General features: G+C 64.8%; 20 protein-coding genes and 1 pseudogene. 7 read left to right on the forward strand and 14 right to left on the reverse strand.

The features are described from left to right. Window positions 1-68 precede the first annotated feature (68 nt). From PSO31014_RS08070 to def, 8 genes and pseudogenes are all read right to left on the reverse strand, one after another. The gene (locus PSO31014_RS08070; protein WP_150551123.1) at window positions 69-809 is read right to left on the reverse strand and encodes a response regulator; all 741 of its coding nucleotides are present in this window, start codon (window positions 807-809) and stop codon (window positions 69-71) included. After that, window positions 810-3101: a sensor histidine kinase gene (locus tag PSO31014_RS08075; RefSeq protein ID WP_281349081.1), complete on the reverse strand. Its 2292-nt coding sequence runs from the start codon at window positions 3099-3101 to the stop codon at window positions 810-812. A 211-nt stretch (window positions 3102-3312) separates the two neighbouring features. Continuing rightward, window positions 3313-3906, reverse strand: a pseudogene (locus PSO31014_RS08080) (DUF4390 domain-containing protein); the annotation flags it as partial. After that, window positions 3903-5216, reverse strand: coding sequence for a 16S rRNA (cytosine(967)-C(5))-methyltransferase RsmB (rsmB, locus tag PSO31014_RS08085; protein WP_150551126.1), 1314 nt, complete (start codon window positions 5214-5216; stop codon window positions 3903-3905). The gene rsmB and the pseudogene PSO31014_RS08080, both read right to left, overlap by 4 nt. Window positions 5217-5390: 174 nt before the next feature. Further along, complete coding sequence (htpX, locus tag PSO31014_RS08090; protein ID WP_150551127.1) at window positions 5391-6251, reverse strand: zinc metalloprotease HtpX; 861 nt, start codon at window positions 6249-6251, stop codon at window positions 5391-5393. A gap of 211 nt (window positions 6252-6462) precedes the next feature. Next, complete coding sequence (fmt, locus tag PSO31014_RS08095; protein ID WP_150551128.1) at window positions 6463-7446, reverse strand: methionyl-tRNA formyltransferase; 984 nt, start codon at window positions 7444-7446, stop codon at window positions 6463-6465. Window positions 7447-7476: 30 nt separating this feature from the next. Continuing rightward, a complete protein-coding gene (locus tag PSO31014_RS08100; protein WP_150551129.1) occupies window positions 7477-9222 on the reverse strand; it encodes an ArnT family glycosyltransferase in 1746 nt (581 codons plus the stop codon). A gap of 146 nt (window positions 9223-9368) precedes the next feature. Further along, window positions 9369-9872: a peptide deformylase gene (gene def, locus PSO31014_RS08105; protein ID WP_150551130.1), complete on the reverse strand. Its 504-nt coding sequence runs from the start codon at window positions 9870-9872 to the stop codon at window positions 9369-9371. A 237-nt stretch (window positions 9873-10109) separates the two neighbouring features. On the opposite strand from def, the gene dprA reads away from it, so the two are divergent. The 3 genes from dprA (at window position 10110) to PSO31014_RS08120 (ending at window position 14853) form a co-directional block, all read left to right on the forward strand. After that, window positions 10110-11459: a DNA-processing protein DprA gene (gene dprA, locus PSO31014_RS08110; RefSeq protein ID WP_150551131.1), complete on the forward strand. Its 1350-nt coding sequence runs from the start codon at window positions 10110-10112 to the stop codon at window positions 11457-11459. 91 nt (window positions 11460-11550) lie between these two features. Continuing rightward, window positions 11551-11940 (forward strand): thioredoxin family protein, encoded by a 390-nt coding sequence (locus PSO31014_RS08115; RefSeq protein WP_150551132.1) that lies wholly within the window; start codon window positions 11551-11553, stop codon window positions 11938-11940. A gap of 225 nt (window positions 11941-12165) precedes the next feature. Next, on the forward strand, window positions 12166-14853 hold the full coding sequence (locus PSO31014_RS08120; RefSeq protein WP_150551133.1) for a DNA topoisomerase III: 2688 nt from the start codon (window positions 12166-12168) through the stop codon (window positions 14851-14853). 98 nt (window positions 14854-14951) lie between these two features. Here PSO31014_RS08120 and PSO31014_RS08125 read toward each other — a convergent pair whose 3' ends face one another. Further along, window positions 14952-15920, reverse strand: coding sequence for a LysR family transcriptional regulator (locus PSO31014_RS08125; protein WP_150551134.1), 969 nt, complete (start codon window positions 15918-15920; stop codon window positions 14952-14954). A gap of 386 nt (window positions 15921-16306) precedes the next feature. On the opposite strand from PSO31014_RS08125, the gene hemN reads away from it, so the two are divergent. Further along, window positions 16307-17848 (forward strand): oxygen-independent coproporphyrinogen III oxidase, encoded by a 1542-nt coding sequence (gene hemN, locus PSO31014_RS08130; RefSeq protein WP_246176492.1) that lies wholly within the window; start codon window positions 16307-16309, stop codon window positions 17846-17848. 97 nt (window positions 17849-17945) lie between these two features. Here the strand turns inward: hemN and PSO31014_RS08135 are convergent, their stop codons facing one another. Continuing rightward, entirely contained in the window at window positions 17946-18143 is a 198-nt protein-coding gene (locus PSO31014_RS08135; RefSeq protein ID WP_150551135.1) for a YbdD/YjiX family protein, read from the reverse strand. Window positions 18144-18159: 16 nt separating this feature from the next. Continuing rightward, window positions 18160-20226 carry a carbon starvation CstA family protein gene (locus PSO31014_RS08140; RefSeq protein WP_150551136.1) on the reverse strand — a complete coding sequence of 689 codons (2067 nt, stop codon included), beginning with the start codon at window positions 20224-20226 and terminating at the stop codon, window positions 18160-18162. A gap of 364 nt (window positions 20227-20590) precedes the next feature. On the opposite strand from PSO31014_RS08140, the gene PSO31014_RS08145 reads away from it, so the two are divergent. Then, on the forward strand, window positions 20591-21976 hold the full coding sequence (locus PSO31014_RS08145; RefSeq protein WP_150551137.1) for a cache domain-containing protein: 1386 nt from the start codon (window positions 20591-20593) through the stop codon (window positions 21974-21976). After that, a complete protein-coding gene (locus tag PSO31014_RS08150; protein WP_150551138.1) occupies window positions 21973-22605 on the forward strand; it encodes a response regulator transcription factor in 633 nt (210 codons plus the stop codon). Before PSO31014_RS08145 ends, PSO31014_RS08150 begins: the two co-directional genes overlap by 4 nt. Window positions 22606-22680: 75 nt before the next feature. Here PSO31014_RS08150 and PSO31014_RS08155 read toward each other — a convergent pair whose 3' ends face one another. Both PSO31014_RS08155 and PSO31014_RS08160 read right to left on the reverse strand, forming a co-directional pair. Continuing rightward, window positions 22681-23100, reverse strand: a complete 420-nt coding sequence (locus PSO31014_RS08155; RefSeq protein ID WP_150551139.1) for a type II toxin-antitoxin system VapC family toxin — start codon at window positions 23098-23100, stop codon at window positions 22681-22683. An 18-nt stretch (window positions 23101-23118) separates the two neighbouring features. Next, window positions 23119-23286, reverse strand: a complete 168-nt coding sequence (locus PSO31014_RS08160; RefSeq protein WP_150551140.1) for a DNA-binding protein — start codon at window positions 23284-23286, stop codon at window positions 23119-23121. On the opposite strand from PSO31014_RS08160, the gene PSO31014_RS08165 reads away from it, so the two are divergent. Then, window positions 23285-23557, forward strand: a complete 273-nt coding sequence (locus tag PSO31014_RS08165; RefSeq protein WP_150551141.1) for a hypothetical protein — start codon at window positions 23285-23287, stop codon at window positions 23555-23557. The two genes, PSO31014_RS08160 and PSO31014_RS08165, sit on opposite strands and share 2 nt — an antisense overlap. A gap of 12 nt (window positions 23558-23569) precedes the next feature. Here the strand turns inward: PSO31014_RS08165 and PSO31014_RS08170 are convergent, their stop codons facing one another. Then, a complete protein-coding gene (locus PSO31014_RS08170; protein ID WP_246176497.1) occupies window positions 23570-25456 on the reverse strand; it encodes a phosphoenolpyruvate carboxykinase (GTP) in 1887 nt (628 codons plus the stop codon). Between the last annotated feature and the right edge of the window lie 146 nt (window positions 25457-25602).

The following is a 25602-nucleotide window of genomic DNA, read 5'->3' on the forward strand; positions in this document are numbered from 1 at the left end:
CAAGCCCTTCGTTGAAAAAATCCGCTGGAAAGCGGCGTCGCAGCGCGCTCGGGCGCGCCGCACCACCGTCATGTCTTGCTCTTCGAGAGCTCCACGCCCAGTTGCTTGAGCTTGCGATACAGGTGCGTGCGCTCCAGGCCCGTTTTCTCGGCCACGCGCGTCATGCTGCCGTGCTCCTTGGCCAGATGGTAGGCGAAGTAGGCACGCTCGAACGCATCGCGCGCCTCGCGCAGCGGAACGTCGAACGAGATGTCGCCCGACATGCCGACCACCGTCCCCGCGACGCCGCCATCGAGATCGTGCGCACCGAGCGGTGCGTGATGCATCGCCGAGCCGTTCAGGCCCGCGCCGGCGTGGCGCGGTTCGCTCTCGCCGAAGACCCCCGCGTCAGGCGCATCGTCGTCTGCGGCGAATGCGCTGGGCGCGCCGCCAGACGGATCGCGTTTGCCGCGCGCGAGCCCCTGCTCCACCGCCTGCAACAGCTTCTGCAGGGCGATGGGCTTTTCGAGGAAATTGAGGGCACCGATCTTGGTTGCCTCGACGGCGGTATCGATCGTGGCGTGGCCCGACATCATGATCACGGGCATCGTCAACAACTGCTGCGCCGCCCATTCCTTGAGCAAGGTTACGCCGTCGGTATCGGGCATCCAGATATCGAGCAGCACGAGATCGGGCGTGTGCGCGGCGCGAAAGGCGCGCGCTTCCTGCGCGTTCTCCGCGACCTCCACGACATGCCCCTCGTCGCTCAGAATCTCGGAGAGCAGCTCCCGGATCCCCATTTCGTCATCCACCACCAAAATGGTTGCCATTTACGCTACCTTCGTGTGTTCTGCCGGCTTGTTGCGCGGCAGTTCCTGGTCGTCAGCCAATTGAGTAAACAAGATCGAAATCTGTGCGCCTGCACTACCTTCGCCCTCCGGTAACGACCGGTTGCGAATGTCGATGCGCGCCTGATGCTCGTCGATGATCTTCTTGACCATCGCCAGTCCGAGCCCAGTGCCCTTCGACTTCGTGGTCACGTAGGGTTCGAATGCGCGGGTCAGAATGCGCGCCGGGAAGCCCGGCCCGTTGTCCGTGATCGTCAAGCGCACTGCCGTGCGTTTCGGTTCGCCGGGATGCGTATCCGTTCCTGCGTATTCTACTGTCTTCGTTTCCACCGTGATAAGAGGCTTTTCGGTTGCGCTGACGGCATCTTGAGCATTCTGCAGCAGATTATGAATAACCTGACGCAATTGCGTCGAGTCGCCGCGTATCTCCGGCAGGTCTGCATCCAGATTCGGACGAATCGCGCCGCGCCCTTCATCCACCCCATATAACGTCAGCACCTCGCCGATCAACTCGTTGAGTTGCAGCGCATGCATGACCGCCGGCGGCAGGCGCGCGTAGTCGCGGAAATCGTCGACCATGCGCTTCATGGCCGCCACCTGGTTGACGATGGTCGTCGCGCCCCGGCGCAGCACCTCGGCATCGGCCGGCGGCAGCTTGTCGGACAATTTCATTTGCAGCCGCTCGGCGGAAAGCTGGATCGGCGTGAGCGGGTTCTTGATCTCGTGCGCCAGACGCCGCGCCACCTCGGCCCACGCGACCGAACGCTGTGCCGAAATCACATCGCTGATATCGTCGAACACCACGACGTAGCCACCGCCCGCACGCGTCGGCACGCCCGCCACCGCGACCATCGGCTCCGGCAGATGCGAGCCGCGCACGAGCAGCGTCACGGCATCGGTCTCGCCCGGCAGCGTCAGGCCGATCTGCTGCTGCCAGTGTCCACCCGGGCCGAGATCGGCGTTGGCATCGCGATCGGCGAACGCGCGACGCAGCGTCTCACCAAACTCCACCAACGCCGGAATATGCGCGGGCGAGCGGTTCAGCTCACCCTGCAAGCTCTGCTTGAAGATGCGTTCGGCGCCGGCATTGGCCGTCGTCAGGCGGAAGTCGCGATCAAAGACGAACACGCCGGCCGTCAGGCTCGACAGAATACTCTCCAAGTGCGCCTTCGAACTTTCAAGCGCCAGCCGATTGCGCTCGACCGTGGCGCGCGCGTCGGACAACTGACGCGTCATGGCATTGAACGCCTGCGTCAGGAAGCCGAGTTCGTCGTTGGTGCGCATTTCCCCTTTCGGCGACAAATCGCCTGCCGCGACTTCCTGCGTGCCGCGCGCGAGCAGGAAGAGCGGCCGCGCGAGCTGGTTGCCGAGCGCCAGCGCGAGCATCATCGCCACGAACGTGGCGAGGAACAGCGACAGCGTCAGCGTGCCGATATACATCTTGCGCAGGCCCGTGCGGCCCAGCGCCTTTTCCTGATATTCGCGATAGGCGCTCTGCACCGCCTCGGCGTTCTGCGCAAGATTGGCCGGCACCAGTTGCGTGACTTGCAGGAAACGCTCTTCGTCTTGCAACGACGACGTGTACCCGGACGGAATGCGGATCACCACCCGCCAGCGCAATTGATCCCGCGCCTGATGCTTGTCGTAGCCCTCGCTGCCGCCTTCGATGGCGGTATAGCCGCGCGACTGCGTGCGCGCCTGACGCAACATGAGCGGTGTCGGCAGATCCGGCACCAGCGCATTGAAGCTGCCAGACGCCGACGCGAGCACACGCCCGTTGCCGTCGACGATGGTGGCGTCCTGCAGGCCGAACTGGTCGCGCATGCGCAGCAGCGCGAGCGTCCCGCCCTTTTCGCCGGTCGACGCGAGGTTGTCGGCCACGAGTTGTGCTTTGGCGCTGAGGTCCGACAGACCGTTGTTCAGGATGGCGCGCCCGAGTTCGAGCCCGGAATCGAGCGCTGTCTCGACGCGCACGTCGAACCACGACTCGATGCTGCGCGAGACGAACTGCAGCGACACCAGGTAGATGATGCCGCCCGGCAGCACCCCCACCAGCGCGAAGAAGATGGCCAGCTTGGCGAGAAGTCGCGTGCCGAAGCGTCGCTCGCGCAGCCGCGCAAGAATGATCCAGACGAGCGCACCGACAATGAAGACGAAGATGATCGCCACCGCGATGTTCGCGGTGTAGAGCAGCGAATAGTAGCGATCGAAGAATTCGGTATTGGCCGATGCCAGCGCAAGCAGGCCGAACAGCCCGATGGCGACGAGCGCCATCGTGACGATCAGCGTGCGAATGACGATGCGCTTGAGCAGGCCGCCGCCGTTATTTGACACGGGCGACTCCGGGCGGCAGCGCCGCGCTGAAGGCAAGTGGCAAATGGCCCCTCAGACGGAACGCATGATTCACGGGGTCGAGCGGCGCGCTCGTCGCCACGACCGGCAGTGCCGGCACGCTGGCCGCCGGTGGCGGCGGCGGCGGCGGCGGCGCGGGCGAGAACATGAAGCGCGCCCAATCGGAGCTGAGATTCCAGTCGCGATTGTTCACCGCGTCGATCTGGAACGGCTTGGGCATCAGCGCGTTGTCGAGCCGCATGCGTACCGAGGCCTGATATTGCGTGCCCGGCTTGACGACGCCCTTCTCGATGACGCGCCAACCGCTCACGTTGCGCACCAGCGCAAGCGCCTCGCGCAACGAGCCGAAGCCAAGTTGCAATCCGCTGTTGCTGCTGTTGCCGTTGTTGCTGGAGACCCGGTACTGACGCGTGAGCGGCTGAAACCACAACCGCACACTCTGCGACGTGGTCACAACCTTCTCGTCGAACCAGTACCAGCGCGAGCGAGTCAGTTCGAAGTCGGTCGTGAAATAGAGCGAGATGCCGCGATTGACAGCGTCCTCCAGGCTGCTGTTGAGCTCGAAGGCAAAGCGCGCGTCGAGCAACCAGCCGCCCTCGGACGGTTCGAGCCGCGCTTCGCGCACCTGGATGTCATTTTCGGCACGCGCGGGCGCAGCGAAGCCGAGCGCAAAAATGCACAGCAGCAGCGGCAGCAGACTGGCCAGTAGCCGTTGGGAAAAAGTCACCGTTTCTGGAAGCGAGCGTAATAGAAGCCGTCGTGGGCGCCGCCAGGGGTCATCAGCAATTGCCCGGGAGCGCCCAATCGTACCGCATCTGTGCGAATACGTTCAAACCATTGCGCCTGCTGCTCATTTTCCGCCGGGAAGATCGAGCACGTTGCATAGATCAACTCGCCCCCCACGGCCAACGTCTCCCAGAGCGCCAGCAAAATGCGCCGCTGCTCTTCGACCAGAGCCGCAATGTCGGCCTGGCGACGCAGCCAGCGAATATCCGGATGACGCCGTACGATGCCGGACGCCGAACACGGCACGTCCGCCAGAATGCGATCGAACGGCACGCCGTCCCAGCCGCCGCCAGACCACTTCGACGGCGTGCCGGCGTCACCGATGCGCACGTCCGCACCGAGTCCCAGACGCTCGAGGTTTTCGTAGATGCGCGGCACGCGCAGGCGATCCGACTCGAGCGCCGTGACCTGCACGTCGGCCAATTCCAGCAAATGGCCGGTCTTGCCGCCCGGGGCCGCGCACGCGTCCAGCACGCGCATGCCTGCACGCGGTGACTCGCCCAGCACGAGCGGCGCGGCCAGTTGTGCCCCGGCGTCCTGAACCGACACCCATCCTTCGGCAAAACCCGGCAGACGGTCCACCGGCACGGCTTGCGCGAGCCGCAACGCGACCGGACCGATGATCTCGGCATCCATGCCCGCCGCCGCCAGGCTTGCCTGCATGGCCGCCACGCTGACGCGACGTGTGTTGACGCGCAGCGTCATCGGCCCGCGGCTGTCGCCAGCGGCAAGCAACGTCTCCCATTGATCGGGATAGCCTTCGCGCACGGTGTCGATCCACCACGCGGGGTAGTTCCAGCGGGCTTCGGGCTGCTTCGCGATCGCGGCCATCAGGGTCTCGCGCTCGCGCAGGAAGCGACGCAGTACCGCGTTGGCCAACCCCTTCGCCGCCACGGTGCGGCGCTGGACGGCAATCGCCTCCACGGCCTGGTCGACGACCGTAAATTCGGTGTACGCAGCATCCTCGGCGGCGTCTTGCAGCAACGCCAAGGCGCACAGCAGGATGTCGCGCACGCGCGCTTGCAGTGCGGGCTTGACCAGCAAGGCGAGCAACGCGCGGCTGCTGCCCAGCCGGCGCACCGCGCGGTAAGCGAGATCCTGTGCGGCGGCACGCACGGTCGGTGCGCATTGCGTGGTGGCTTGGGCCAGCGCTTGCGGCAATGCGGTGCCCTTCTGGACAGATTCGAGAGCCTGCGCGGCGCGCTGCAGCGCATAGGCCAGGGATTCGGTGGGCAGACTCGGTTGCGGCATGGGCTTTCTACAAACGAACATGCCCGCGCGACGGCGGGCATGGGAGATATCGGACGGCTGTCGGGCCACAGAATAGCAGACTGGCAATCCGCGCCCGACGGTGGTGCCTGCGCTGGCGGGCGAGGCCACGGCCGGCGAGGTCAGTCCTCACTTTTGCGCACACGGCACGCGAGGTCAGGCCGGGTACTGCCCAGTGCGCGCCATCTCCATCAGTCGGGCGACGCGTTCTTCGGTCGCCGGGTGGGTCGAGAACAGATTCGCGATCGCACCGCCGGACAGCGGGTTCATGATCATCATCTGCGCCGTGGCCGGATGCTGCTCGGCCGCCTCGAACGGAATACCTTGCGCATAACGGTGAATCTTGTCGAGCGCCATTGCCAGCGACTGCGGGTCGCCGGAGATTTCCGCGCCGCCGCGGTCCGCCTCGAATTCACGAGCACGCGAAATCGCCATCTGGATCAGGGAGGCGGCCAACGGCGCGAGAATCGCCACGGCAATGCTCGCGATCGGATTGGAGGGACGACCGTTCTCGTCGCGTCCACCGAAGAACATGGCGAAGTTGGCAAGCGCCGAAATCGCACCCGCCATCGTGGCGGAAATCGTCGAAATGAGAATGTCGCGATGCTTCACGTGCGCCAGCTCATGCGCCATCACGCCACGCAGCTCTCGATCGGAGAGCACTCGCAGAATGCCGGTCGTGGCGGCCACGGCCGCGTTCTCCGGATTGCGCCCGGTCGCGAACGCGTTGGGCGCGTCCTCGTTGATCAGGTAGACCTTCGGCATCGGCAGCCCGGCACGCTGCGACAGCTCGCGCACCATATTGTAAAACTGCGGTGCGCTCGTCTCGTCGACTTGCTGCGCGTTGTACATGCGCAGCACCATCTTGTCCGAGAACCAATACGAAAAGAAATTCATCGCCAGCGCGAACGCCAGCGCGAGCATCATGCCCTGCTTGCCGCCGATCATGCCGCCCACCACCATGAACAACGCGGTGATGGCCGCCATCAGCAGGGTGGTCTTCATCCAATTGAACATGGTGTTCTCCTCTGCAAATCTTGATGACCCGAGGAAACCACGCACTTTGCGTGTCCTCGGGCGTTAGATGGTGCCGGGCGTCAAAAATTCAACGGCAGCGGCGTCCGCCTACATACTTTTCAGACGTTCGCCGGAATTTCCCGACGATTCCACGACGTTTTACGATCTTTCCGTACGGTTTCAATGACCAGAACAGTCGAGTCGGTCGATATTACTGCGCCGGCGGGTGGCCTGCCGTGAAAACGTCACCGGGCGCCAGTGCGAACCCCGCGAGGAATTCGCGCACCGGCAGACGTTTGCCGCCCGGCTTCTGGCACTCGGTCACATGAAGCGCGCCCGCCCCACACGCGACGACGATGGCGTCGGCGCTCACTTCGAGAACGGTGCCGGGTGCAGCCCCCGGCTTGCCCGCCATGGCGCACGCGCGCCACAGCTTGACCGGGGTGTCGTGCACTGTGCCGAGCGCCCCCGGGAAAGGATCGAACGCCCGGACCTGGCGCGCCAGTCCCTCGGCGGGTTTGCGCCAGTCGAGCACCGCTTCCTGCTTGGCGATCTTTTCCGCGTAGGTCACCCCGGCGTCGGGCTGGGCAACACTCGGCAGATGCCCGTCGCGCGCGAGCTGACGCAAGGCGTCGACGATCAACTTGCCGCCAAGCGCCGCCATGCGGTCGTGCAGCGTCGCCGTGGTGTCGTCCGGGCGGATGGGCTCGGCCTCGCGCAGAATCATCGCGCCGGTGTCGAGGCCGGCGTCCATCTGCATGATAGTGATGCCGGTCTCGGCGTCGCCCGCCTCGATGGCACGATGGATCGGTGCCGCACCGCGCCAGCGCGGCAACAGCGAGCCGTGGATGTTCAAGCACCCGTATCGAGGCAGATCGAGCACTTCCTGCGGCAGGATCAGGCCGTAAGCGGCCACGACCATGACATCGGGTGCCAGCGCGCGCAGTTGTTCGATGGCGGCTGCGGCTTCCTCCGCAAACTTGCCGTTACGGCGCAGCGACGACGGCTGCGACACCGGCATGCCATGCGCCTCGGCGTACCGTTTGACCGGACTGGCATGCAGCTTCATGCCGCGACCTGCCGGACGATCCGGCTGAGTGAACACCAACTCAACAGGGAAGCCAGCGGCGTCGATGGCGGCAAGCGCGGTTTGTGCGAATTCCGGCGTACCGGCGAAGACGATGCGAAGCGACATGACGAACTTCCTTGTGCTGAACGCGATAACTTATTTGACGGCGCCGGAGGACGCAGCCACCGCCGCCGAAGGCGCCACGAAGGCGCGGAAGCGCTCATTGGTATCGCCTGCACGACCGCCCTGCCAGATCTCGCGCCATCCGTCCGGCGCGGGGATGCGGGCATTGGCCTTGTCGAGCACCAGCAGCACGCCGCAGCGCGACGCCTCTGCCAGATCCGGAAGCTGTACCGGACGCACGTCGATGAAATAGTCGAGCATGGCGCGCTCCGACTCGCCGATGTTGTACGACCCGACGCATCGGGTCGCCAATGGCGTGCCATGTGGCGCCGCATGGGCAAGCGACTCGCGCAGTCCGTCGAACGGTGTGCGATAGCTGCGAGCCTCGTTGATCCAGGGCAGCAACAGCGTGGAAAGCGTTCCCCAGACGAACATCAGCCCGGCGAAACCGAAGACCAGGGCACCGAGCTGACGGCGGTGCACGATGGCGCTCACCCACAACGCGGCGACAACAACCGCCGCGAGCACCAGTCCCGGCGAGAATGGCAGCACGTAATCGAGGGGCAGCCACTTGCCGATCGGGCCCGCGGCAACGTGTCCGTTCCCGGTCAGTTGCAGCCCCCAGCGCACCCAGAGGAACAGTCCCAGCGCGCTCATGAGCACGAGCGCCACGCCCGACCACGTCTTCTCGAGCCACGCCGGCAAGCGTGCGTTCGCCCCCAGCACCGCGATGGCCGGAAAGAGCGGCAACATATAGATGTCGCGAATGGCCGACGACGCGACGAGCGTTGCCACGAACAAACCGGCGTACAGCCAGAGCATGGCCTGCTCCGGGCAATCGATCACGTAACGCCGCACCCCGCCGCCCTGTCGCAGTTGCGCGATCAGCGCACCCAGCGCGAGCCAGCCCGCCGGGAAGGTCAGACCGATCAAGCTCGCGAGATCGCTCCCATACGTCGTGCGTTCCCCGCCGAGATGGACAAAGCCAAAGAACCGGCCGAAGTTGTTATCCCAGAACCACTCAATGAAAAGCGGCTCCGAGGCATGCCAGAACAGCGCCGGCCAGACGATCAGCCACGGCAGCGACGCCAGCACCGCCCAGGCGAGTGCGCCCGCATAGCGGCGCGTGCGATACGCCGGCACGGCGAGCACGGTCAGCGCGGTGAGCCCCAGCACACCGGGCACAAGCAAGCCCTTGCTCAGAAAGGCGATACCGGCGCCCGTGCCGAACAGCAGCCCCCACAAGCGCGGCGAGTTTTCGGCTTTGGCCAAGCGGGCCAGCGCCGCCAGCGCGAGCGCGGCGCCTGCAAGTTGCGGTATATCCGCCGTCAGTTTGTGAATGTTCTCGATGGCCCCGAAGCTGCCGACCATGAGCATGGGCGCGAGCCAGTTGAACGTGTCCGTATTGTGCGTATCCGCGGGGCCGTAGAGGCGTTGCGCCAGCCGGCCGACACAGATCACCGCAATGACCAGCCAGGCGAGCACCGCGAGCTGGGCCGCATCGAAGACCGGCAGCACACCAGACGCCAGCCGAGCGAAAAACGCCCCGGTCCAGTACATCACGGGGGGCTTCTCCACGAACGGATCGGCGGCCACGTGCGGCACGACCAGATCGTGGCCGCGAAAGAAGTTGAGCACCATGCCGACGGAATACGGCTCGTCGGCTTTCCAGGGGTCGCGGTCGAACAGGCCCGCCAGCAGGAAGGCGAACAGGAGTGCGGCGCTCAGCCAGTAGATCGTGCGGGTGCGGGAAGACGACGAAGCGATGGCGATGGACATCTCGGCAAACAGTCGGGAGTTGGCCCGACGGCGGACGTTCGATGACGCCCCGTCGCAGCGGCAGAAAGCGGGCACATGCGCCCGCGAGCGCTGCAAGTATAGAGGACTTTATCGGCCACGCCCACGCGGGGCGCCGCCGGAGCGGCTCAGGTGCGTTCGACCTGCTTTTTCATCTTTTGCTTGATACGGTTGCGCTTGAGCGGCGAGAGATACTCGACGAACACGCGGCCCTTGAGGTGATCCATCTCGTGCTGGATGCACACGGCGAGCAGGCCGTCGGCGTCCAGTTCGAACGCCTCGCCCTGCTCGTTCAGGGCACGCACGCGCACGCGGTCGGCGCGCTCGACTTCGTCGTAGATGCCGGGCACCGAGAGGCAGCCCTCTTCATAGACCTTCTGCTCGTCGCTGCGCCATGCGATCTCGGGATTGATGAACACGCGCAATTCGTCGCGCGTCTCCGAGAGATCCATCACGATAACTTGCTCGTGCACGTCGATCTGCGTGGCCGCGAGGCCGATGCCGGGGGCGTCGTACATGGTCTCGGCCATGTCCTTGACGAGCTTGCGGATCCGGTCGTCGACCTTGGCAACCGGCTTGGCCACCTTGTGCAGACGCGGATCGGGATATTGAAGAATTGTCAGTAATGCCATGATGAAAACGGGAATTCGCCGCATTGCCCTGCGAGTGGCCGTGAACGCACAATCTTGCGATGGCGGCTGCGTCGCGATGCTCGCGCCGCAGGGGATGTCCGCCTTGGCCCCCCGGTCAATGCTTACCGGATGATGAAAAATTTTAGCATAGCGCCCCTCTCGACGCTGGCGTCTGACGACGCGCGACCCGCCCGAGCCGCTTGCGCCGAGCCCTGTCCCGATGCCGGTTCTGACGTCATGTCCCGCGAAAGCGCCCTTCACGCCGACGCCACGCGCGATAGCCCTCATATCGGGGCCGACCGCGCGGAAATCAAGGACTGGCTGCGGCTGTGCCACACGCCCGGGGTGCCACCGGCTGCGGTACGGCGTCTGCTGGCGGCATTCGGGGTGCCTGAAGCGATCTTCCGTGCGTCGCGCGCCAGGCTCGCTGCCGTGCTGCCGGAGACGCTCGTGACCAGGCTGCTCGCGCCGATGTCCGCCGAGTTGACCGCGCAGATCGCCCGCACCGTCGACTGGGCCAGCCATCCCGGGTGTACGGTCGTCACGTTGTCCGAGCCGGCCTACCCGCGTGAGCTGCTGACGCTTGGCGACGCGCCCCCAATTCTGTATTGCCGCGGCGACGCCGGTCTGCCAAACCGCGCGGGGGCCATCGCGGCGGCGCTGGTCGGCAGCCGCCGCGCCACGCCGCAGGGACGTGACAATGCGCGACACTTCGCCCGCGCGCTCGGCGATGCGGGCGTGACTGTTGTGTCGGGGCTGGCGGCCGGCATCGACGCTGCCGCGCACGAAGGCGCGCTCGAGACGGCGGGCGGCACCTGTGCCGTCGTGGGCACCGGGGTCGATCTCGTCTACCCGACGCGCCATCGCGACCTGGCCGAGCGCATCGCCAAACGCGGCCTCTTGCTGTCCGCGTTTCCTGTGGGCACACCACCGCGTGCCGATCATTTCCCACGGCGCAACCGGCTGATTGCCGCGCTCGCACGGTGCACCGTGGTCGTCGAAGCCACCACGCACTCGGGTTCGCTGATCACGGCACGTCTGGCGGGCGACCTGGGTCGCGACGTGCTCGCCGTGCCGGGCTCGATCCACGCACCGCAAAGCCGCGGCTGCCACACGTTGATCCGAGACGGCGCTACGCTCGCGACGTCGCCCGAGGACGTCTTCGAAGCGTTGGGCATCGCGCCGCCCGACGCGACCACCCAGACCATCGAGACCGGCCCAATGCAAGACGGGGCAAGCGCGAGAGATGCGCGCAAAAGCGCTCACGGCAGACACGCCCGTGCATCGCGGCGCCCGCCGTCCGACGTCGGGGCGTTCGATCTTTTCAGCATTCCCGAGGCCGTGCGCGCCAGTTGCCCGCCGATGGCCCACGCCGCCATGGCAACGCCAGCCGAGGTGCCACCGGGCACGGCGGCGGTCCTGGAAGCGCTGGGGTATGATCCAGTCAGCGTGGACACCCTCTGCGGACGCTCCGGCTTGGCGATCACCACCGTGCTTGCGCATCTGAGCGTGCTTGAACTCGATGGCCGGATCGTCCGGCTGCCCGGTGGACGGTTTGCCCGTCGGACCGACCCGGGCGTACGCTAGCGAATGCCCCAGCCGCCGAGGCCGATGCCTGAAATGCGCCGGTCACGGCTACGCCCCCTCCCAATTCCGAGATACCGACATCACCGACACCATGCCCGTTTTCGATCCAGTCGCCGACCGTTCCGCGCTGGCCACCGCGCTGGCCGATGGCAACACACGTCTCGTGGCCTGTTTGTGCGCGGCGTGGTGCGGCACCTGCCGCGAGTATGCGCAGGCGTTCGAGCAATTGGCGGCCCGTCATCCGGCGTTGTGCTTCGTCTGGGTGGATATCGAGGCGCATGCGGACTGGCTCGACGATCACGACATCGAGAACTTTCCGACCCTGCTGGTTCAGGATGCCCGGCAGACAGCCGGCCAGGCCCGTTTTTTTGGCCCGGTGCTGCCCGCCATCGGCATTCTCGAGCGTATGCTCGACGCGCATGTGCTGGGCGACACGACGGTGGCCGCCCCCGCGCTGCGCGAGCACCTGCTTGCCGGATAACCCCGCCGGAGCCGGGCGGCACGCGCATCGGGCAACGCGCGGCGCCGCGTCACGGCCGTGGGGCCGTGCCTCCCGTCCCACGCTTGCCGCCGGCTTGCGACGCGCTTATGATGTGCCGCTTTCAGGCACGCCTTGTGCCCGATCCGACGGCAACGCCGGATTGGCTATATGTTATAAAGCCAACGAATGTCGCTTGGCGACGCCCCCTCACCATTACCTAACGTCATGTCAAAAGCTCTGATCATTGCCGAGAAACCGTCCGTCGCGAATGACATCGCGCGGGCGTTGGGCGGCTTTACCAAGCATGACGAGTACTTCGAGAACGACGACTACGTCGTCTCGTCGGCGGTTGGCCACCTCGTCGAAATCGGCGCGCCGGAAGACTATGAAGTCAAACGCGGCAAGTGGAGTTTCGCCAACCTTCCCGTGATTCCTCCGCATTTCGACCTCAAGCCGATCGCCAAGAGCGAGTCGCGTCTGAAGGTGCTCACCCGGCTCATCAAGCGCAAGGACGTGGACGTCCTGATCAACGCCTGTGACGCGGGACGCGAAGGGGAACTGATTTTTCGCCTGATTGCGCAACACGCGAAGGCGAAGCAGCCGGTCAGGCGGCTGTGGCTGCAGTCGATGACGCCGCAGTCGATTCGCGACGGCTTCAGTCGTCTGCGCAGCGACGACGACATGCTGCCGCTGGCCGACGCCGCGCGCAGCCGCGCCGAAGCCGACTGGCTCGTGGGCATCAACGGCACGCGCGCCATGACCGCGTTCAACAGCAAGGGCGGTGGTTTCTTCCTGACGACCGTCGGTCGCGTGCAAACGCCGACGCTGTCGATCGTGGTCGAGCGCGAAGAGAAGATTCGCAAGTTCGTGTCGCGCGACTACTGGGAAGTGCGCGCCGATTTCGTTGCCGCCTCAGGCTTCTACGAAGGCCGCTGGTTCGATCCGAGCTTCAAGCGCAACGAATTCGATCCGGAGCAGCGCGATTCGCGTCTGTGGAGCGTTGCGGCGGCCGAGTCGGTCGTGGCGGCGGTGCGCGGCAAGCAGGGCACGGTCACGGAAGAATCGAAGCCGTCGACGCAGCTCTCGCCGCTGCTGTTCGACCTGACGAGCCTGCAGCGCGAGGCCAACGGCCGCTTCGGCTTCTCTGCCAAGAACACGCTGGGCCTGGCGCAGGCGCTGTACGAAAAGCACAAGGTGCTGACGTACCCGCGTACCGACGCGCGCGCGCTGCCGGAAGACTATCTGGCCACCGTCAAGGAGACGATGGCCGTGCTCAAGGAGAGCAACAACTACCACCAGTTCGCCAACCAGATCCTGAACAAGGACTGGGTCAAGCCGAACAAGCGGATCTTCGACAACAGCAAGATCAGCGATCACTTTGCCATCATCCCGACGCTGCAGGCGCCGAAGAACCTCTCCGAGCCGGAACAAAAGCTGTACGACCTCGTCGTCAAGCGCTTCCTGGCGGTGTTCTTCCCGGCGGCCGAGTATCAGGTGACGACCCGGATCACGGAAGTGGTGGGCCATCACTTCAAGACCGAGGGCAAGGTGCTCGTCAACGCCGGCTGGCTTGCCATTTACGGCAAGGAAGCCCAGGGCGACGCCAAGGACGGCAAGGAAGAGCAACCGAACCTCGTGCCGATCGCGAAGGGTGAGAAGGTCGGCGTCGACAAGGTCGAATCGGTCGGCCTGCAAACCAAGCCTCCGGCACGATACAGCGAAGCGACCCTGCTCTCGGCAATGGAAGGTGCGGGCAAGCTCGTTGAAGAGGGCGAGTGGCGCGAGGCGATGGCGGGCAAGGGTCTGGGGACCCCGGCCACGCGGGCGGCCATCATTGAAGGGTTGCTGACGGAAAAGTATCTCGTGCGCGAAGGCCGCGAGTTGCATCCGACGGCCAAGGCCTTCCAGTTGATGACACTGCTGCGCGGGCTCGGCGTGGACGAACTCACGCTGCCCGAACTCACGGGCGAATGGGAAGCCAAGCTCTCGCAGATTGAGCGCGGCGGCCTCAAGCGTGACGAGTTCATGCACGAGATCGCACAAATGACGCAGACCATCGTCAAGCGCGCGAAGGAATACGACTCGGACACGATCCCGGGCGACTACGCCACGCTCACCACGCCGTGCCCGCATTGCGGCAGCGTGGTCAAAGAGAACTATCGGCGCTTCGCGTGCACGAACTGTAGCTTCTCGATCTCGAAGATTCCGGGCGGACGTCAGTTCGAAATCCCGGAAGTCGAAGACCTGCTCAAGAACAAGACGATCGGACCGCTATCGGGATTCCGCAGCAAGATGGGCCGTCCGTTCTCGGCCATTCTCAAGCTCTCGCCCGACGACGAGATGGGTTACAAGCTCGAGTTCGACTTCGGCCAGGACAACGGCGACGAAGACGGCGAAGCCCCCGATTTCACGGGACAGGAGCCGGTCGGCAAGTGTCCGAAGTGCGGCGGAAACGTGTTCGAGCACGGCATGCGTTATGTCTGCGAGAACGCCGTCGCCAGCCCGAAGACTTGCGACTTCACGTCGGGCAAGGTGATTCTCCAGCAGGAAATCACGCGCGAGCAGATTCACAAGCTGCTCACCGAGGGCAAGACGGATCTGCTGACGAGCTTCAAGTCGTCGCGTACGGGGCGCACGTTCAAGGCGTATCTGGCCAAGCAGAAGGACGGCACCATCGGCTTCGAATTCGAAGCGAAGGCACCGAAGAAGACGGCGGCGAAGGCGGGCGACGCCGAGGCTGACGGCAAGGCGGCCCCGGCGCGCAAGACGGCAACGAAGACCGCGGCGGCGAAGACACCGGCCAAGAAGACGGCGGCTCGGAAAACGGCGGCGAAAGCCAAACCGGCCAAGAAGGAAGCAGTGTCCGGCGCGTCGGACAACGCCGCCGTCGAGGACGAGGATCCGCCGTTCTAAGCGGATCGAGTACGGCATCGCCCGGTTGTCGCCGGGCAATGAAAACGGCCACTTCCTTGCGGGAGTGGCCGTTTTTTCATGTCGCGATGCGCGCTACCTCACACCGAAATGCCCGTGGTCGGTGCGCTCGGCGACGGGATCTTGGGGGGCACCCAGCGTTCGGCCGCCGAAATGCCTTCGTTCTGGCGGAAATACTCGACGGTGAGATCGATGAAACCGCGCGTCTTGGCCGACAGGTACTTGCGACTGGGATAGACGAGCGAGACATCGACCGGCGTTTGCGAGTAGTTGCGCATCAGCGCGACGAGATCGCCGTCGCGCACGTCGTGACCCACGAGGTATGACGGCAGGAACGCAATGCCGTGCCCCAGCAGCACCGATTGACGCAGAAGCGCCGTGTTGTTGCAGATGAACTTGTTCTGCACACGCACGCGCACTTCGCCGTCCGGGCCGGAAAACACACGGTCTTCGCTCCAGATGTCATTCGGCAGACCGAGCACACCGTGCTCGCCCAGCTCCTGCGGCGTGACAGGTTCGCCGTGCTCTGCGATATAGGCGGGCGACGCACACAACATCACGCGCGTCTCGGCGAGCACACGTGATATCAGACTTTCGCTGTTGATCATGCGCGTGAGCAGAATGCCGCAGTCGTAGCCCTCTTCCACCAGATCGACCGCGCGGTCGGTCAGCGCGAGATCGACCACGACCTTCGGGTGCAACTCCTGGTACTTCTTGATAAGCGGCGCGAGGTTGCGCAGACCGAACGACACCGGCGCAACGACCTTCAAGGTGCCTTTCGGATCACGTGAGGCGCTGGAGATGAGGGCGTCGGCCTCGTCGACTTCGTCGATGATCTGCCGGCAGCGTTCGAGATACACCTGCCCGGCACCGGTCAGCGACAGGCTGCGAGTCGTGCGGTTGAGCAGACGAACGCCAAGATGCGATTCCAGTTCGGCGACGTGCCGCGTGACCACGGCGGCCGACAGGTCCATCTGGGCAGCCGTACGGGCAAAGCTGCCGTTGTCGGCCACTTTGACGAATACGCGCATCGATTGCAGACGATCCATAGTGTTTCCAATCGTGATGTGCCGCGTCGTACTGGCAAGGACAAGCATGGGCGGGCCGGCCATTCACCGGCGCTGCGCGTATCTGCGGGCACCGGTCGGCCCCCCGCTCCGGATCGTTCCGGGGTGGGCCGTGCGTGCCGCCAAGGCTGTCGACACGGCGGGGAGACTTCAATAAGGCGCTAGCTTACCGTAGGCAGCCGAAATTTGCCTGACGTGGCAACGATTTTGGTGCATGACCGCCCTGTGACACGCGCCGCCGGGCACCGGGATCCGCGACGAATGCGGGAAATCACTCAACGTTGTGAGCCGGGTGTTTGACGCAGGTCAGGGCGCGGCGTTCTCTGCGACGCTACAGTCCAGTGTCACCTACTGTTACAGGCTGCGTCATGACTACGCTCCGCATTTCGTCGACGCCTTGCGCCAACGCCGCAGCCCCCAGCGAACCGCATGCCGGTACGCCGTGTCCCGGCTGTACGTCGCGGGCGTCGTCCGAAGGCCACGGGCAATCACGATGCGGCGCGCGTCCGGCGCCGCGAAACGCCGCGGTCCCGTCCGCGCCGATTCACTTCGATGCGCAACTGCTCGCCCGTTACGACGTGAGCGGGCCGCGCTACACCTCGTATCCGACGGCGCTGCAATTCCGCGACAACTTCGGCGCCGACGGCTATGCGCGGGCAGCCGCGCAGTCCAAGCGCACCGGCAAACCGCTCTCGCTGTACGTCCACGTACCGTTCTGCGACACGGTGTGCTTCTACTGCGCGTGCACCAAGATCGTCACGCACAATCGCGCTCACGCGCAGGCTTACGTCGAGCGCCTGCATACGGAGATCGCGCGGCAGGCGTCGCTGCTCGGCGCCGGCCGCGGGCTCGCGCAGATGCATTGGGGCGGGGGCACACCAACGTTCCTGTCGTTGGAACAGATCGCCTCGCTTGTCGAGGCCATCAGCCGCCACTTCGTGATGACGCTCGACGACAGCGCCGAGTACGCCATCGAAATTGACCCACGCAGTGCCGGCCCGGCGTCAATTCGCGCCTTGCGCGCGCTCGGGTTCAATCGTCTGTCCATCGGGGTGCAGGATTTCGATCCCCGTGTCCAGGCCGCGATTCATCGCGTGCAACCGCGCGCGCTGGTCGAAGCGACGCTCGACGCCGCGCGAAGCTGTGGTTTCCGGTCGGTCAACTTCGATCTGATCTACGGTCTGCCGTATCAAACACCCGAGTCGTTCTCGAATACGCTCGACGCCGTGATCGAGATGGCGCCGGAGCGCCTGTCGGTCTTCAGCTACGCGCATCTGCCGCAACAGTTCAAGATGCAGCGTTGCCTGCCCGACGCCCTGCCGGACGGCCCGCAAAAGCTGGCGCTGTTGCAGACGATCATTACCCGTCTGAGCGCAGCGGGCTATGTCTATATCGGCATGGATCACTTCGCGCGGCCCGACGATGAACTCGCCCGTGCGCAGGCCGCCGGCAGCCTGCATCGCAACTTCCAGGGTTACAGCACACGCGCCGATTGCGATCTGGTCGGCGTGGGCATGTCGGCCATCGGCCGCGTGGGGGACAGCTATGCGCAGAACGCCAAGACCCTGAAATCGTATTACGAAGCCATCGATGCCGGCGGACTCGCGATTGCGCGTGGCGTGCGACTCGATGAAGACGACCATATCCGGCGCGACGTCATTTCGCGCTTGATGTGCCACATGTCGCTGGACTTCGCGCCCCTCGAACGGGCTTACGCGATCGACTTCGTCAGCTATTTTTCTAGCGAGCTGGGCGAGTTGGCCGAACTGGCGGCCGATGGCCTCGTGGCCATCGACGCCCACGGCCTGCGCATCTTGCCGGCGGGACGCCTGCTGGTACGCGTCGTCGCCCAGGTCTTCGATCGCTATCGCCGCAGCGGCGCTCACTCGCGTTGCGCAAAAGTGATGTGAGCGCGGTACGGTTCGGCCCATGAAAAAACGCCCGGTGAAGTTTTCACCGGGCGTTCTCACTTTCTGGGCTGACAAGGCTAACGAGGCCGACGATGTCTCAGCAGCATCGTCCGCCGCCTTTGCCGCCGTAGCGCGCTTCCTGCCGCTCCCGGAAGAACGCCTCGTAGCTCATGACCGGCTGATCCGGGTGCGTGGCCTGCATATGCGTGACATAGGTGTCGTAGTCGGGCAGGCCGACCATCAGACGCATGGCCTGCCCCAGATACCGGCCCACCTTACCGACTTCATCGAGCATGGCGTCGCCCCCGGTCTCAGACCTGACGACCGGTCGGCATCGGCTCGAACGGCGTTTCGCGGGCCGTCGGCTTGTTGGCCTGGCGTGCCACGAGGATAGTGCGTACGCCGAAGATCGCCACGGATACGACCACGAACATGAACACGCCGGAGAGCGTTGCATCGACGTAATCGTTGAACACGATCTGCTGCATCTGCGCGACCGACTTGGCCGGCGCGAGCAACTTGCCGTCGGCGAGCGCCGCCTGATAATTCGCCGCGTGCGCCAGGAAGCCGACCTTCGGATTCGCATCGAACATCTTCTGCCACCCGGCCGTGAGCGTGCAGGCCAGCAGCCACAGCGTGGGCAGGACCGTCACCCAGGCAAAGCGCTCGCGCTTGAGCTTGTAGAGCACGCACGTCGCGAGGATCAGCGCGATCGCGGCCAGCATCTGGTTGGAGATACCAAACAGCGGCCACAGCGTATTGATGCCACCCAGCGGATCGACCACGCCCTGGTACAGGAAGTAGCCCCACGCAGCCACGCACAGGCCCGTGGCAGTCAGGTTCGCGGGCCACGAATCCGTGCGCTTGAGCGACGGCACGAATGTCCCCAGCAGATCCTGCAGCATGAAGCGGCCGGCACGCGTACCTGCATCGACCGCCGTCAGGATGAACAATGCTTCGAACAGAATCGCGAAGTGATACCAGAACGCCATCATCGCTTCGCCGCCGATCACCCGGTGCAGAATTTGCGCCATGCCGACGGCGAGCGTCGGCGCGCCACCGGCGCGCGAGATGATCGTGTTCTCGCCCACGGCGTGTGCGGTGGCGGTGAGCACTTCCGGCGTGATGGCGAAGCCCCAGCCGGAGACGACGTGCGCCACGGCTTCGGGCGTCGTACCTATCACGGCAGCCGGGCTGTTCATCGCGAAATACACGCCCGGGTCGATCACCGAGGCCGCGACCAGCGCCATGATGGCCACGAACGACTCCATCAGCATGCCGCCGTAGCCGATGAAGCGCGCGTTGAGTTCGTTATCGAGCAGCTTGGGCGTGGTGCCCGACGAGATCAACGCATGGAAGCCGGACACGGCGCCGCACGCGATCGTAATGAAGAGGAACGGGAACAACTTGCCCGACCAGACCGGGCCGCTGCCGTCGACGAACTGAGTGAGCGCGGGCATCTTCAGCTCGGGCGCGACCACCAGAATGCCGATGGCCAGCGCCATGATCGTGCCGATCTTCAGGAACGTCGACAGATAGTCGCGCGGTGCGAGCAACAGCCACACCGGCAGAACGGACGCGACGAAACCGTAGCCGATCAGCATCCACGTCAGTTGCTTGCCGTCAAACGTGAACAGCGGCGCAAAGGTGGCGCTGTCGTGCACGTTCTGGCCGAAAAAGATCGCGGCCATCAGCATCACGAAGCCGATGATCGACACTTCCCCGATGCGGCCCGGACGGATGTAGCGCGTGTAGACGCCCATGAACAGCGCGATCGGGATCGTCAGTCCGACGGTGAACGTGCCCCACGGCGAACCTGCCAGCGCCTTGACCACGATCAGCGCCAGCACGGCCAGAATGATGATCATGATGAGGAACGCGCCGAACAGCGCGATCACCCCGGGGATCATGCCGAGTTCGGACTTCACGAGATCGCCCAGCGAGCGGCCGTCGCGACGCGTGGAGATGAACAGCACCATGAAGTCCTGCACTGCACCCGCGAACACCACCCCGGCGAGAATCCACAACATGCCCGGCAAATAGCCCATCTGCGCGGCGAGCACCGGGCCGACGAGCGGCCCTGCGCCGGCAATGGCGGCGAAGTGGTGCCCGAACAGCACGTAGCGATTGGTCGGCACGTAGTCCAGGCCGTCGTTATGACGCCAGGCCGGCGTCATGCGCGAGCCGTCGAGTTGCGCGACGCGCGTCGCGATGAACTTGCTGTAGAAACGATAAGCGATCAGATACACGCAGACGGCCGCGATCACGATCCAGAGTGCGCTGACGGTTTCGCCGCGCGATAGAGCCACCGTGCCAAGCGCGCATGCGCCGACGACGGCCACCGCTGCCCAGGGCAGTTGTTGCCAGATGCGATTCATTGTCTCTCCTCGGAACTGCCTCCTTCGGCAGCAACCCGGAACGGTGCCGTTGCGGCACTGCCCCGCCTCTTGACCCGGCGCCATGACAGCGCCGTGGAACGTGGCTCACTGCGCGCGCCTCTCTTTCGGGGGTCTGCGCACAGCAAGGACCGGCGGTGCTACGCAGCGCATCGGCATGTGAACCGCCGAACTTGCGTAACACCGGCGAGACGCTGACGAGTGATACTCGGCAGCCCCGGCCACGATTCGGCGTGTAGTATTGGCGTTTGCCCGCCGCGCCACAAGCGCGAAACTACGCAGGTCCGCTACGTGCTATTACGTAGCGAAGCCCCGCGAAACGCGGCACCGCAGCTTTCCGAATGCCATGAATCTCCGACAGAAATTTTTCGTCCTGGCGCTGTTGCCGGTGGCCTTGGCGATGGTCGCCATCGCGCTGGCCGTGCGACACCAAGGCAACGAGCTTTCGCGCGCGCAGCACGACGCCGTGCAAACCACATCGCTGGCCAACAAGCGGGCGGAGCTGCTGCATTACGTGGGCCTCGCGCGCAAGGCCATCGAGCCGCTGTACGACGGCCCCGACACACCCGCCGCCCGCGCGGCCGCCCTCGCCATCCTTGCCCGCCTGGAGTTCGGCAAGGACGGCTACTTTTTCGTCTACGATCTCGAAGGCCGCAGCCTGATGCACCCGCGCCAACCCGAGCTTGTCGGCCACAATCTCTGGTCGCTCAAGGATGCGTCGGGCGCACCCACGATCCAGCGCCTGATCGCGGCGGCGCGCGCCGGCGGCGGCTACGTGCAATATCCGTGGGAAAAGCCGTCCCTGCACCAGATGGCGCCAAAGCTCGGCTACGTCGTCGCCCTGCCCCGCTGGAACTGGATGATCGGCACCGGGATTTATCTCGACGACGTCGAAGCTACGCTGCGCGCGTCGGACGAGCGCGCGCAGGCGAATATTGATCGCACGCTGATCTGGATCACCCTCATCGCCTCGACATGCCTGGCGATCGTGGCCCTGTGCGGGCTCGTCGTAAACATCACCGAACTCAAGACCGCCGATGCGAAGTTGCGCCAACTGGCACGTCAGGTGGTGGAATCGCAGGAACTCGAGCGCGCGCGCATTTCGCGCGAACTGCACGATGGCATCAGTCAATTGCTGGTGTCGGTCAAGCTGCTGCTCGAGTCGGCGTCGATGCGTCTGCCGGGCTCGCCCGCCGCCGCCAGCACTGCGCTGGGCGTGGCTATCGAGCGGTTGAACGGCACGCTCGGGGAAGTGCGACGTATTTCGCAGGCGCTGCGCCCGGCCATGCTCGACGATCTCGGCCTGGCCGCGGCCATCGACCAGCTCGCACGGGAGTTCGGCTCGCATGCGAATCTGCCTGTCGAGATGCAAGTCGAAGGCGACGCCCCCGTGCTGGACGACAACATCAAAACAATGCTCTATCGCATCGCGCAGGAGGCGCTGACCAACATCGAACGCCATGCGCACGCTTCGCGCGTTTCGATCCTGTTGATGTTCAAACCCGACGGCATTCACCTGTCGATTGCTGACGACGGCTGCGGATTCGATGTGACCGACGTACATCACAATCCTCGCCATGGCATCGGCCTGCGCAATATGCGCGAGCGGCTCGATGCCGTCGGCGGCGTTCTCGGCATTCAGTCGTGGCCGGGTCTTACCACCATCAGTGCGTGGGTGCCCCTCACGCCCGCCGCCGCGAAAGCGGCGCTTCGTACAGCCTCACGCCAATGACGCAAGCGCATCCCATTCGACTGCTCCTGATCGACGATCACCCGCTCGTGCGCGATGGACTGCGCGCACGCTTCGATGCCTCGCCCAACCTGCAGGTCGTCGGTGAGGCGGGCAATGCACAGGAAGCGCTCACGCGGGCGAAGACATCGTCGCCGGATCTGGCGCTGATGGACATCAGCATGCGCGGCACGAACGGCATTGAACTGACGGCCCGGTTTCGCGAGCAGTTCCCCCACATCGCCGTGCTGATCCTCTCGATGCATGACAACGCCGAATATGTGCGTCAGGCCGTCCGCGCCGGCGCACGCGGCTACGTGCTCAAGGACGCCCCGGCCCACGAGATCGTGACCGCCATCGAACGCGTGGCGAGCGGCGATTCGTACTACAGCGCCGCCATTGCCGCTCGCGTGGTGCAGGCCTCGACATCGCACGCCCCCATCGACTCGCTCACGCCTCGCGAACGCGAAATCCTCTCGCGTATCGCGCGCGGATTGGCGAACAAGAAAATTGCCACGGAAATGGATTTGTCGGTCCGCACCGTGGAGACGCACCGGCTCAACATCAAACGCAAGCTCGGCATCGAAGGGCAGGCGGAGTTGATCAAGTTCGCGGTGGAGAATCGACTGTAGGTCGCATGCAAGGCGAGCGTCGATCACACGGCGCGCGTGGGTCGGGTGACAGTCATGCGCTCACACCGACCGTGATCAGTGCACAAAAGGGTTGTATACCTCCACGCCGGTATTGGAAAAATCCTTCACGTTGCGCGTGACCACGACAAGCCGATGCACCAGCGCGGTGGCAGCGATCAACTTGTCGATGGGGTGCTCCTGATGAGGCACGCGCATCCGGCCCCACACGTTGCAAATCGTCTGATTGACGTCAAGGATTCGGCCGTCGAAATCGTGCTTCACCGACTCAACCCAGGACTCCACGAGCGCTGCCTGACGAATATCGTTTCGATACCGCAGCTTGCAGGCACCGCGCCGCAACTCGCCTAAGGTGAGCACCGACACGTAACGAGGCAAACCACCGGCGGCGACGTGGCGCATAAAGCGCTGCACGCCAACGTCACCGCCCCCGGACTTGCGGCATTCACTCACGATGTTGGTATCGAGCAGATACATCGGCGGCCTCGATATGCATCAATTGGCACGCTCGAAATCGCTGTCGAGCCCCACGTTGGGCATGGCAAGCAGCGCGTCTTCGAATGATCGGTAGCCCGGCCGCCGCGCCACGTTATCCAGAATCGTCAGCACTTCTTCCTCCGGGGTTCTCCCGTACATGGCCGCACGCGACCGGATCGATCGCATGAGTGGTTCGTCAATCCCTTCGATCAACATCATGTGCATCAGCGCCTCCTGGGTTTCGAATGGAAAAGTCGTTGTCCGAACAGAACAACAGGAGAAATGCTATCACCACGCCCCTTTCGAAAACCGCCAGAATCCTTGCCTGAAAAGCCTTTCGGAAGTCTCACAAGGCAACAAAAATCCCACCGAAGTTTCCCTCGGTGGGATCGTTGTGCGCGGCCCTGACTTGACCGGTGATGCCGGCATCCTGCAAGTTCAGCGCACGATCATTTGAACATCTGAAGCATCACGACTTCAGCCGACGCTCGATGTCGGTCTTCGTGTCGAGCAACGCTTGCGGCAGACGGTGATTGAACGTGTCGAACAGTTCGGTGTGGAGCTTCAACTCTTCGTGCCAAGCGGCAGAGTCCATCGAGGTCACGTCGTCGAACTGCGACGGCGTGAACGACAGACCGTTCCAGTTCAGATCCTCGTAGCGCGGCGTGATGCCGAACGCATGCTCCACCCCTTGCGCGGTGCCGTCGATACGGCCGAGCATCCATGCCAGCACGCGCATGTTCTCGCCGAAGCCCGGCCACACGAACTTGCCGTCGGCGCCCTTGCGGAACCAGTTCACGCAGTAGATCTTCGGCAACGCGGCGCCGAGCTTGTCGAGGTGCGCGCCGGTATCGAGCCAGTGCTGGAAGTAGTCGCTCATGTTGTAGCCACAGAACGGCAGCATGGCGAACGGATCGCGGCGCACCACCCCCTGCTGGCCCGCCGCTGCGGCCGTCGTCTCCGAGCCCATGGTCGCGGCCATGTACACGCCTTCGGTCCAGTCGCGCGCTTCCGTCACCAGCGGCACGGTCGTCGAGCGCCGCCCGCCGAAAATGAACGCGTCGATCGCCACACCGGCCGGGTTCTCCCAGTCGGCATCGATCGACGGACATTGCGATGCCGGTGCCGTGAACCGCGAATTCGGATGCGCCGCCTTGCGGCCCGTCTCCTTCGCGCTCTCCGGCGTCCAGTCCTTGCCCTGCCAGTCGATCAGATGCGCCGGCGGTGTGTCGGTCAGGCCTTCCCACCACACGTCGCCGTCGTCCGTCAACGCCACGTTGGTGAAGATGACGTTCTCGCCGAGCGTCGCCAGCGCGTTCGGGTTGGTCTTCTCGCTCGTACCCGGCGCCACGCCAAAGAAGCCGGCTTCCGGATTGATTGCGTACAGACGGCCATCGCGGCCCGGCTTGATCCAGGCGATGTCGTCCCCAATGGTCTCGACCTTCCAGCCGTCGAAACCCTTCGGCGGGATCAGCATGGCGAAGTTGGTCTTGCCGCAGGCCGATGGGAACGCCGCCGCCACGTGATACTTCCTGCCCTCGGGCGACGTCACGCCAAGGATCAGCATATGTTCGGCCAGCCAGCCCTCGTCGCGGCCCATCTTCGAGGCGATGCGCAGCGCGAAGCACTTCTTGCCCAGCAGCGCATTGCCGCCGTAGCCCGAGCCATAGCTCCAGATCTCGCGGGTTTCCGGAAAATGCACGATGTACTTCGTGTCGTTGCACGGCCATGCCACGTCCTGCTCACCGGCGGCGAGCGGCTTGCCCACCGTGTGCACGCACGGCACGAACTCGCCGTCGGTGCCCAGCACGTCGTACACGGCACGGCCCATGCGCGTCATGATGCGCATGTTCACGGCCACGTACGGCGTGTCGGACAATTCCACGCCGATATGGGCAATCGGCGAGCCGAGCGGGCCCATCGAGAACGGCACGACATACATCGTGCGGCCGCGCATGCAGCCCTGGAACAGGCCGTCGAGCGTCGTGCGCATTTCGCGCGGATCGACCCAGTGATTGGTCGGACCGGCGTCTTCGCGCTTTTCGCTACAGATGAACGTGCGGTCTTCCACCCGGGCGACATCCGACGGATCGGAGAGCGCGAGGAACGAGTTCGGGCGCTTGGCTGGGTTGAGCCGCTTCATCGTGCCGGCGGCCACCATCTGTTCGCACAGACGGTCGTATTCCTCCTGCGAGCCGTCGCACCAGACGACACGCTCGGGCTGGGTGATCGCCGCGATGTGCGACACCCAGTCGATCAGCTTGCGATGACGCACCCAGGTGGGCAGATCACGGGTAGCGACATTGGACGAGGAGGAGGCGTTGAGCGCACTTGCGCTCGCACTGGCTTGCGTCATGGGGGTTGTCTCCATGCAGAGTCGGGAAATCGAGGCGGACGCCGGGCGTCCGTCGTGCAGGCACCGTGGACGGCCGGGCGACCCTTCCGGTTGGGGATACCGGAAGGGCAGGATAGCCCCGGCGATCGCCGTGTGCGCAGAACCTC

Origin of the sequence: Pandoraea soli, from assembly GCF_902459595.1 — a bacterium.
Classification (GTDB): Bacteria; Pseudomonadota; Gammaproteobacteria; order Burkholderiales; family Burkholderiaceae; genus Pandoraea; species Pandoraea cepalis.